Raw genomic sequence first — 10,433 nt, 5'->3', positions numbered from 1 at the left:
GATCACGACCGCGAGTTGCGCGGGCCGCACCGGCGTGTCGCCGTAGGCCAGGAAGCCGCCGCCGCGCAGGGTCTCCAGGACCAGCTCGAGCTCCTCGGGGGTGCTCCGGGTTTGCCCGCCGGCGGGATCGAGCAACAGCACCAGGCCGAGCAGATCCCCGGCCAGGCTGCCCTGGTCCACCGCGCCGGTACGCAGCTGCGCTCCGGCCGGGATGACGTTCGTGACCGCCGTGCGCAGCCGATCGCCCTCGGTGCCGTCTACGAACGCCTCGGTGAGCGCGATCCGTCCGGTGACGCCCGCGCCCGCGGCCGTGAGCGCTCTGGTCACCGCGTCGACGTCCCCGGGATCGGCGTCGGGGGTCGTGAACACGACGACACTGCGATCGGCGAGCGCACCGCCGAGAATGCGACCCGACGAACCGGCGATGAACCGGTCGGCGGCCGCGGTCTGCTCGTCGAGCAGCCGGTTCCGCTCGGTCAGGGTGTCGACCTGCTGCCGCAGATCGGCTTTGTCGGCCCGCAATCCCGACAGCAGATCGGCGCCGAGCGTCTGGGATCCGAGCACCACACCGATCGCGAGCGCGAGAAAGATCGCGACGATCGAGATGGCGTGTTGGCGCAGCGAAATCATGATTCTCCCTCAGAATTCCCAAGCTCCGGCTTGCCCTTGCGCCCACCGCGCGAAGCGGTTCCAGAGGTCCACACCCCAGTCCAGTGCGTCGCCGCCGCTGTTGGATGCCAGCAACACGACGATCACCGCGACCAGCGCGGCGAGCACCACCAGCGCGACGGCCACCCCGGACACTCGGTTGCGGTACAGGGTGGCCACCGCCTTGGCGTCCATCAGCTTCGTGCCCACCTTGAGCCGAGTCAGGAAGGTAGCCGGATTGCTGTCGCGGCGTCCCCGATCGAAGAAGTCGTCGAGCGAGGCGGGCGCTCCGGCGGTGACGATCAGCGCGGCGCCGTGATGGTCGGCGAGCAGCAGCGCCAGATCGGCGGCCGAACCGGAGGACGGGAAGGTCGTCGCGCCGATGCCGAGGTCCTGGATGCGTTCGAGCCCCTTGGCGTGGCCGTCGGTGTCGGCGGGCAGGATCACCTCGGCGCCGCACTTCATCGTGGCGGTGGTGATCTCCTCGGGGTCGCCCACGATGACGTCGGGCCGGTACCCACGCCTGCGCAGGGTGTCCGCGCCACGACCGACCCCGATCAAGATGGGGGCGTACTCCTTGATGAACGGTTTGAGCCGCTGCAGATCCTCGGCGTGATCCGGACCGTCGGCGACGACCACCACGTGCCGGTTCTTCACCACCAGATCCAGTTCCGGCACGCCGAACCCGTCGATGAGCAGCGCGCTCTCGGTGCGGATGAACTCGATGGTGTTGCCGGCGAAAGCCTCGAGGTGATCGGCCAAGCCGTTGCGCGCCTCGATCATCCGCTCCGCGATGGCGGGCTCGGTGAGCTCGATGCCCTCGACGAGCACCTCCGGCTCCTTCTTGATCAGCCGGTCGGCATAGACCACCCCGCCGTCGACGCGGACCTTGACGCCGTCCTTGATCTTCTTGAACGCATCCGAGCTCACCGTGTCCAGCAGCAGGATCCCGTGGGACACGAGCGCCTCGGGGCCCAGGTTCGGGTAGCGGCCGGAGATGGACGGCGAAGTGTTGATCACCGCGCCGACGCGCGCCTCGACCAGCCGGTCGGCGGTCATCCGATCGAGGTCCATCTCGTCGAGGACGACGATGTCGCCCGGCCCGACCCGGCCGAGCAGCCGCCGGGTGTTGCGATCCACCCGGGCCGTCCCGATCAGACCAGGAAGCGTTTCGGTGTTTCTCGACAACAGCGCCGGCATCTTCATGCAGCGATGATGACCGCAAACCCTCAACCATTGCTGGAGGCGCGCCGACTTCCTCGGCTCGCTTCGAGCATTTCGCTATGAGTCGGCAATCTGAGTCGACGGACAGTAACCGCTTCCGGCAGTCCGTGCATCAACCCTTATCAAACGCCATGGTGCAGCGGATTCTGCGTGATCAACCGAAGATCAAATCTTCAATGCCGCCCCAAAGATATCGGGTCAGCAATCGACTCGCGAATTGCACTTGGACTCGCTCGCACCGGGCAGCACCGCACACTTCCCGCACTCAGCGAACTGTTCGCTACTCGGAGCCGGAAGCGATGTCGTGTGCAGCGACTCCGACTGCGCGCGAGATCGCCGCGTCCGTCGCGAAGCGGCAGCCGCCGATTTCCCGCGTCTCGCTCATCGGTCAGCACCACTTCGCCTGCGGACGGCACACGGTCCAGCCACTGCCGTCGGGACGTTGCGTCCGGGTCCAAGCGGTTTCGCCCGTGCCGTTGTCGACACCACTTTCTCCGGTTCGCGGCTTGTTCTGTCGGTGATACTCCCGCAGAGCGTGCTGATGTTCGTTCTGCCGCAGCGGATTCGGGTCGGAGTGCTGATACCCGAACGGATCAATTCCGTGCCACCCCGTCGAGTCGCCGTGCGAACCCGAGCGCCCCGAGTGGTCGGAGCGCGACAAGGACTCCGCGCCGGCGCCACCCGCAGCGACGACCGTCCCCGCGGCAAGACCGGCGACGATCAGTGCGAACGCTCCCTTTTTCGACCGCCCCCCACCTCGCCCGGTTGCCGGGAAACGATGACCACGGCCGCCGGTCTCGATCTGCACTGACAGAACACTGCGCATGATGGCCCCTTTGCCTCGGCGCTGCCTGCTGTCCGACGGAATTCACCCGCCGTTCATCTACTGACATCAATAGTAGATCATGAATCGGACATTACGGACATCGATGCGCGTGGCATCTACTTTGCGTGCGAAAAGCACTGACCTGTCGCCGCTTTGCCGCAGTGGACTGCGCAGGCGCATCTACGCCATACATGGTTCCGACGATCCTCTCCACATCATCACAGGGGTTCTCACGGATATCACCAGTAGATCGGGACGCCGGCGCCCTCGACACCGCCGCCACCGCGCGTCGACCGCGGCACTACGCCACAGTTACGCCGGCGGCGTAGAGGATTGAGCCACCCGGACGACTCGCCGCCGACTGTGATGCGGACGACACGATCACCGAGCCGCGCCCGCTGTAGCTATATGCTGCCGGTCACACGTAACTGGAAGAGGAGACTTAATGGCCAGCACCACCGTCGACGCCGTCATCGCCGCCCCGCGCGAGGTCGTGTATCGGCTCTTCGCCGACCGCGAGAGCATCAGCCCTTACATCCCGGCCCAGGTCAAGCTGGTCAAGCCCGGCCTGACCGAGCGGGAGGGCGTCGGCGCCCGGCATCTGATCGGCCTGGGCCCGGTCGGTGTCACCGAAGAGATCACCAAGCTCGTGCCCGGTGAGCGGATGGAATACAAGATCGTCAAGGGCGCGCCGGTGAAGCGGCACGTCGGCATCGTCACCTTCGCCGACGCCGACAACGGCACCCTGGTCTCCTACACGATGGAGTCCGACCCGTCGCTTCCGGTGCCGGCCAAGGTGCTGGAGTTCGGATTGAAGAACCTGATCGGCCTGTTCATCAAGGGTGCGCAGAAGGCGGTGCGCTGACCGGCGCGCTCAGCGCGTGGCCACCTCGGCGCCCGCTTTCTCGGCGCGCGCCGTCGCCAACAGTTCCTCCGCGTGCGCCCGGCCGGTCTCGGTGTCGTCGAGACCGGCCAGCATGCGCGCCAGCTCGACCACCCGCTCGTCGTTGGTGAGCGCACGGACGCCACTGTTGACAGTGCCCTTGCCGTCGTCGGATTTGTCGACCACCAGGTGGGTGTCGGCGAACGCCGCCACCTGCGGCAGATGGGTCACCACGATCACCTGGTGGGTGCGCGCCAGCCGGGCCAGCCTGCGGCCGATCTCCACCGCGGCTCGCCCGCCGACGCCCGCGTCGACCTCGTCGAACACCATGGTCGCTCCGTGATCGGACCCGGCGAGCACCACCTCCAGCGCCAGCATCACCCGGGACAGCTCACCGCCGGACGCGCTCTTGCTCAACGGCAACGACTGCGCACCCGAATGCGCCGCCAGCCGGAACTCGGCCTCGTCGATGCCCGTGGACCCCGCGTGCAATTCCTTGCCGTCGACGGTGAGCGGCGCCGAGTCCTGCGCGCCGGCGAGTACCGGGCGCACCTCCACTTCCAGACGCGCCTTGCCCATCGCCAGGCCACCGAGTTCGGCGCTCACCGCGGACGCCAGCTTGCCCGCCGCCTTGGTCCGCGCGGCGCTCAGCTTCTTCGCCGCCTCCCGCACCCGTTCGGCGGCGATGTCCACCTCGGCGGCCAGCTTCGCCAACGCCTCCTCGGAGACATCCAGCGAGCCGAGCCGGGTGCGCGCCTCCTGCGCCCACGCCAGTACGCCATCGATGTCGGGCGCGTACTTGCGGGTCAGTGTCTTCAATTCCGCTTGCCGGGTGAGCAGCGAATCCAGCGCACCCGGATCCGAAGGCAGGTCCGAGAGGTACCCGCTCAGTTCGGTGGTCACGTCGACCACCACGGCGATGGCCTCGGCCAGGCGCGGCGCGAGCGCGACCAGCGCCGGATCGTCGGCGGCTTCGATGCGGGCGCGCGCGGCGCCGAGCGTCTCCAGCGCGCCCGAACCGTCTTCGGGAGCGTCGCCGGGTCCGGCCAGCGCGGCGTGCGCGGTGGCCGCCGCCTCCCGCAGCGAGTCCAGATCGCTGAGCCTGCGCACCTCGTCGACGATGCGCACGTCTTCGCCGGGTTCCGGCGCGATGGCGTCGATTTCGTTCAGCGAGTGCTTCAGCCGATCGGCTTCGAGGGCCAATTCCCTACTGCGCGCGGTCCGTTCGAGCAGTTCGGTGCGGGCGTCGAGCCATGATCGGCGCAGCACCTGGTATTTCCGCAGCAACGCGCCCACCGCGTCGCCCGCGAACTGGTCCAGCGCCGAGAGCTGCTGATCAGGGCGCTGCAGACGCAGCTGATCGTTCTGGCCGTGCACGGTCAGCATCGGCGCGGTGAAATCGGCCAGTACCGAGGCGGGCACGCCGCGGCCACCGAGATGCGCACGCGAACGCCCGTCGCTGCCGACGGTGCGAATCGCGATGACGCTGCCGTCGTCGTCCTGCTCGGCCGCGGCCGCCTCCAGCACCTGCGCGACCTCGGCGCGGGCGGCGTCGTTGACGTCGTCGATGGTGAACCGGCCCTCGACCACGGCACGGGACGCGCCGAGCCGGACCCGGCCCGCGTCCGCGCGCGCACCGCTGAGCAGATGCAGGCTGGTCACCACCATGGTCTTGCCCGCGCCGGTCTCGCCGGTCAGGCAGGTCAGTCCCGCGTGGAACTGCGCGGTCGCCGTGGAAATGACGCCAAGCCCGTCAATCCTGATCTCTGTCAGCACTTGTGCTCTCCGTTCGCCGTCGGCCACGCCAGCCTGTCACGGGCAATTGGAACTTGCGCACCATCCGGTCGGCGAACGGTGCGGAGTCCAGCCGCACCCAGCGCACCGGTCGAGCGCCGCGAACCGCCTCGACCCGGCCACCGCTGGGCAATGCGAGCGTGCGCCTGCCGTCCAGGAAAACTATCGCATCGTGTCCGGTCGCCACGGACTCGACCGCGATCCGCGAATCCGGACTGGTCACCAGCGGTCGCGCGAACAGGGCATGGGCATTGCTCGGAATCACCAGCAAGGCTTCGAGTTCCGGCCATACCACCGGACCGCCCGCGGAGAAGGCGTATGCCGTCGATCCGGTAGGTGTGGAGATGAGGATGCCGTCGCAGCCGAACGACGACACCGGGCGGCCGTCGACCTCGAGCACAACTTCCAGAACCCCCATGCGCGAGGCGTTCTCGATGCTCGCCTCGTTCAGCGCCCACCCGCTCTCGACGACCTCGTCCTCGATCCGCACCGTGACGTCGATGGTCATCCGGTGCTCGATGGTGTAGTCCCGCCGGACCACCTGAGCGAGCGCCTCGTCCAAGTGCTCGGCCTCGGCCTCGGTGAGAAAACCGATGCGGCCGAGGTTGATCCCGAGCACCGGCACCCCGGCCGGGCGCGCCAACTCGGCGGCACGCAGGAACGTTCCATCGCCACCGAGCACGAGCACCATCTCGCAGCCGACCGCCGCCTCCGGGCTGTGCTCGACCACGCGTACCGGAAAACCGCCCGGCTCGGCCTCGAACCGCGTGCTGTCCGCTTCGTCGGCGAGCACGCGTAGGCAGATTCCCGCGTCCGCGAAGATCTTCGCCACCCGGTGGGCGGTTTCGATGATCTCCGCGCGACCCGGATGCGATACCAGCAAGATCTCCCGGCCGCAGGGCTGGGCCAGCGCGTTCACTGTGGACCCTCCTCAACCGCACGCTCGACCAGCGCAGCGACCCGCTCGCCGTCGTAGTCGAACGGTCCGTCGTTGCGCAGCCACAAGAAGTATTCGACATTGCCCGACGGGCCCGGCAGTGGGCTCGCCACGACACCGGCGGTGCGCAGGCCCAACCCCGCGGCCGCGGCCGCCACGGTGCGCACCGCTTCGCCGCGCAATGCGGGATCACGCACCACGCCGCCCGAGCCCACCCGTTCCTTACCGACCTCGAACTGCGGTTTCACCATGGGCAGCAGGTCGGCTCCCGGCGCGGCGCACGCGGCCAGCGCGGGCAGCACCAGGCTCAGCGAAATGAACGACAGGTCGCCCACCACCACTTCGACCGTGCCGCCGATGGTTTCGGGCGTCAGATTGCGCACGTTGGTCCGATCGAACACCCGGACCCGCTCGTCGTTGCGCAGGCGCCAGACCAGCTGGCCGTAGCCGACGTCGACCGCGACCACCTCCCGCGCGTCCCGTGCCAGCAGAACGTCGGTGAAACCGCCGGTCGAGGCGCCCGCGTCCAAGCAGCGCTTGCCCGCCACGGAAAGCCCGTCCTGCTCGAACCGCTCCAGCGCCCCCAGCAGTTTGTGCGCACCGCGCGAGGCCCAGGACACCTCGTCGGGCTCTTCGCGGACCACCAGCGGCGTGCCCGCCTCGACGGCGGTCGCCGGCTTCACCGCGACCGTTCCAGCTATCAGGACGCGACCCGCGCCGATCAGCTCGACCGCGTGTTCCCGCGATCTCGCCAACCCGCGGCGAACCAGTTCCGCGTCCACCCGCGCGCGTCTGGCCACCTCAGATCTTGTCCACCGTGGCCAAGGCCTGTACCAGCACGTCATGTGCCTGCTCCAGGATGCGAGCGCGACGGGTGATGTCGACTCCGGCCTCGGCGCTGTCGGTCGCGGCCCCGGCTCGGCCCGGAAAGTCGAGTTCGGCGAGCAGGCTGTCGACCTCGCCGCGGATACGTTCCGGGTCGGCAGGCTCCGGACGCCCTTGCGCACCCGGCAGGTGCTGACCGGGCAGCGGGACACCGGGGCGGGGACCCGGTGCACCAGCGGCCGTACCGGGGCCGTTCGGACGAGGTATGGGAGTAGTCATCGTGGCGTCAACGCTATCGGATTTCCGAATCGGACGCGCGGACCGTGACGGCTCGCCCCGGGTTGCGCTGGAGCAACTCGCCGAGGTCGGCATCCGGATCGGCCGCCACGATCGAGTGATTGAGGGCGTCGAGCGAGTCGGCGACATACGTCGGCACCTGCCCGTCCGGCGCCTTGCGCAATTCGTCCAGCGTGCTCACACCGGTGAGCACAAGCAACGAGTCCAGACCGACGCGATTGGCGCCCTCGATATCGGTGTCGAGACGGTCACCCACCACCAAAGCGGAGCGGGAACCGGCCCGGACGAGCGCGTCCTCCAGCAGCGGCGCATACGGTTTGCCCGCCACGATCGGCTCCCGATCGGAGGCGGCACGCAGCGCGGCGACCATCGCACCGTTGCCCGGGGCGAGGCCGCGTTCGTTCGGCAGGGTCCGGTCGGTGTTCGCCGCGACCCACAGTGCGTCCGCACGCAGCGCATAGGCGGCTTCGGCGAGGTCGGGCCAAGAGGTGTGGGGTGAATGTCCTTGCACCACAGCGGCGGGCGCGTCACCGTCGAAGCGGCGGATCGGCCGCAGCCCGACGCCGTCCACCTCATCGGCCAGGTCGTCGGTGCCGACCACCAGCACGGGCGCACCTGCCTCGAGCCGCTCGGCCAGCAGCCGCGCCGCCGCCTGCGCACTGGTCACCACGTCGTCGGGAGATGCGGGGAAGCCGAGTTCGGACAGATGCGCGGCCACCACCTGCGGACCGCGGCTGGCGTTGTTGGTGACGTACACCAGCCGCTGGTCGGCCCGGCCTTCCGCGGCGAGCGCTTCCGGCGCCCCCTCGATCACCTCGTGACCGCGATACAGCGTGCCGTCCAGATCCAGCAGCAGGGCTCGGTAGCGATCTCGTAGTCGCTTCACACCACTCTCACTCCGTGTCACCGATCGGCATCGTGCCGACTCATCACCGCAGGACCCTCCGCCCGGCGAGTCCGAGACATCGACACTACGCCAGCGAGCGGACCGAAAAGACGTGGCGTCAGCCACTCTCGCGGCGCCAGAGCACAAGCGTCGGAGCACGACGCCGAATGTACAACGATGACTACGGGTGACGGAGGTATCCCGGATTCCGCTGCCGCTACAGGCGTCCACCGGTCGGCTAAGGATTTGGTGTCGCCTGCACCGCTTCAGGTGGACCGACTACACACGGCGCAACCGCCTGTCTCCTTCACCGTCGCCGATCAAGACCTGTCCGGTCGAGGACACCGACGACAACGCCCCTCGTCAGGGGCCTGTGCAGGCCGCACCCGCGGCAAAATCAGATGTCGCTGTCCCCGGTGAGTTCGGCGGCGCGTTCCTCGGCGTCCGTCTCGCCATCCAAGTCGGCCGAGGCGGCGTTCAGGAACCAGGTGAGGCCCTCGTCGGTGCGGCCCGCGGCGACCAGTGCATCGGCGTAGGCGTAGAAGAGGCGGGCCGCGGCCGAGCCCGTCCGGGAGGGATCGAGGTCCGAAGTCTGCAGTGTCACGACGGCTTGGTCGTACTGACCGAGGTCCATCCGCGCGCCGGCGACGACGATGCGCAGTTCGGCGGCATCGTCGCCGCGCAGGGCACGCGCCTCGTCACTGCGACCGAGCTCGATCGCCCGTTCCGGACGCCCCAGGCCACGCTCACAGTCGGCCATGACGGCCAATAGACCGGAACCGCCCGACATCCGGCGCGCGGTACGCAGCTCCGAGAGAGCCTCCGCCCATTCCCCGGCGTGGTAGGCGACAACTCCCGCGGTTTCGCGAACGACCGCGATCCGCCCGGCGCGCTGCCGCGCAGCCCTGGCGTGTGCGAGAGCGAGCCCGGGATCGTCGTCCAGCAGACGCACCGCCATCACCAGGTGGCGTGCGACCGTCTCCGCGTTGCCCTTGTCCAAGCTGAGCAGGTCACGCCGCACAGCGGAGTCGAGATCGGTCGCTTGCACCTCATCCGGCAGATCTGGTTCCTCCGGACGCGGCGGCCGGCGGTCGAGCGAACGGCCCCCGCCGACCCGGGCCCCTTCGCCGCCCCTGCGACGTTCCTGCGGCGACTCGCCACGCGGTGTCGAATCCTCGCGGTCCACGCCGTGCCGACCCTCACGTTCCGGTGCGGGGCGACGGCGATCGTCATCGCGGCGCTGGAAACCGGACTCACGGCGCCGTCCAGCGTCACCGCGGTCGCCGGAGTCACCACGACGCTTGAACCCGCCCCGCTCGCCCGTTTCACCGCGACGAGCGTCACCTCGATCGCCGAAAGCGTCACCACGACGGTCGGATCCACCGCGGGCGGACTCACCACGATGGAACCCTCCGCGAGTACCGGAGTCGCCGCCCGAGCGGAAGCCACCCCGCGATTCGTCGCGCCGGTCTCCGGAATCACTCCGGCGTTTGAAACCGCCGCGCTCGTCGGAATCCTCGTAGCGCCGGAAGCCGCCGCGGTCCCCAGAAGCACCTCGACCGGCGCCGCCACGACCCGCGGAGTCGTCCCTGCGCTGGATACCGCCGCGCTTGGGCGCGTCGCCGCCACGGCGAAAGCCACCGGCGTCACCGGTCCGGTCGCCGGAGTCCCGGCGACCGAATCCGCCACGCTCCCCGCCGCGCTTGTCTTGACCACCGCTGTCTCCGCGACGATCGGACCCGCCGGAATTGTCGCGGCGCTGGAAGGCACCCCGGTCGGACGAACCATCCCGTGCACCGTAACCGCGCGATTCGCCGCCGCGGCTGTAGCCGCCGCGGTCCCCGGAATCACCTCGACGGTTGAATCCTCCGCCACGGCGGCCCGCGTCCTGGCTGTCGCCTCGCCGGCCGGACCCGGAATCGGGAGCGCCGCGCCGGAAGGGCTTCCGATCGTCGTTTTGTTCCGGCACGGTGCTCCCTTTCTTTGTTCCGAGAAGTCGGTATTTCCCACAAGTCAATCACGTACCTGCGGTGGGGCGCGGGCACGGCAGGTTCGCCAGAGCTCCATCCAGGTGCTCAAACGCCGATAGGGGACCCAGAGTCTGGGTCCCCTA

The 10,433-nt window shown here is 69.1% G+C and carries 9 protein-coding genes; 1 reads left to right on the top strand and 8 read right to left on the bottom strand.

Annotated elements, in window-relative coordinates; translation table 11 throughout:
• Both ON21_RS10325 and steA read right to left on the bottom strand, forming a co-directional pair.
• The coding region (locus ON21_RS10325) for a copper transporter (RefSeq protein ID WP_039797483.1) at positions 1-630 on the bottom strand (630 nt) is incomplete at its 3' end.
• A gap of 9 nt (positions 631-639) precedes the next feature.
• Positions 640-1,854: a putative cytokinetic ring protein SteA gene (steA, locus tag ON21_RS10320; RefSeq protein ID WP_039797482.1), complete on the bottom strand. Its 1,215-nt coding sequence runs from the start codon at positions 1,852-1,854 to the stop codon at positions 640-642.
• 1,289 nt (positions 1,855-3,143) lie between these two features.
• On the opposite strand from steA, the gene ON21_RS10310 reads away from it, so the two are divergent.
• A complete protein-coding gene (locus tag ON21_RS10310) occupies positions 3,144-3,563 on the top strand; it encodes an SRPBCC family protein (RefSeq protein WP_039797480.1) in 420 nt (139 codons plus the stop codon).
• A gap of 9 nt (positions 3,564-3,572) precedes the next feature.
• Here the strand turns inward: ON21_RS10310 and recN are convergent, their stop codons facing one another.
• The 6 genes from recN to ON21_RS39955 form a co-directional block, all read right to left on the bottom strand.
• On the bottom strand, positions 3,573-5,357 hold the full coding sequence (recN, locus tag ON21_RS10305) for a DNA repair protein RecN (protein ID WP_039797479.1): 1,785 nt from the start codon (positions 5,355-5,357) through the stop codon (positions 3,573-3,575).
• Positions 5,335-6,294, bottom strand: a complete 960-nt coding sequence (locus ON21_RS10300; RefSeq protein ID WP_039797487.1) for an NAD kinase — start codon at positions 6,292-6,294, stop codon at positions 5,335-5,337. Before ON21_RS10300 ends, recN begins: the two co-directional genes overlap by 23 nt.
• Entirely contained in the window at positions 6,291-7,112 is an 822-nt protein-coding gene (locus ON21_RS10295; protein WP_039797478.1) for a TlyA family RNA methyltransferase, read from the bottom strand. Before ON21_RS10295 ends, ON21_RS10300 begins: the two co-directional genes overlap by 4 nt.
• A gap of 1 nt (position 7,113) precedes the next feature.
• Positions 7,114-7,416, bottom strand: a complete 303-nt coding sequence (locus ON21_RS10290) for a hypothetical protein (RefSeq protein WP_174372159.1) — start codon at positions 7,414-7,416, stop codon at positions 7,114-7,116.
• A 13-nt stretch (positions 7,417-7,429) separates the two neighbouring features.
• Positions 7,430-8,320, bottom strand: coding sequence for an HAD-IIA family hydrolase (locus ON21_RS10285; RefSeq protein ID WP_039797477.1), 891 nt, complete (start codon positions 8,318-8,320; stop codon positions 7,430-7,432).
• Between the two features lie 397 nt (positions 8,321-8,717).
• On the bottom strand, positions 8,718-9,920 hold the full coding sequence (locus ON21_RS39955; protein WP_086006396.1) for a hypothetical protein: 1,203 nt from the start codon (positions 9,918-9,920) through the stop codon (positions 8,718-8,720).
• Between the last annotated feature and the right edge of the window lie 513 nt (positions 9,921-10,433).

The sequence above is a fragment of the Nocardia araoensis NBRC 100135 genome (assembly GCF_000308435.1).
Lineage (GTDB): Bacteria > Actinomycetota > Actinomycetes > Mycobacteriales > Mycobacteriaceae > Nocardia > Nocardia araoensis.
This window is presented reverse-complemented; position numbering and strand designations above follow the sequence as displayed.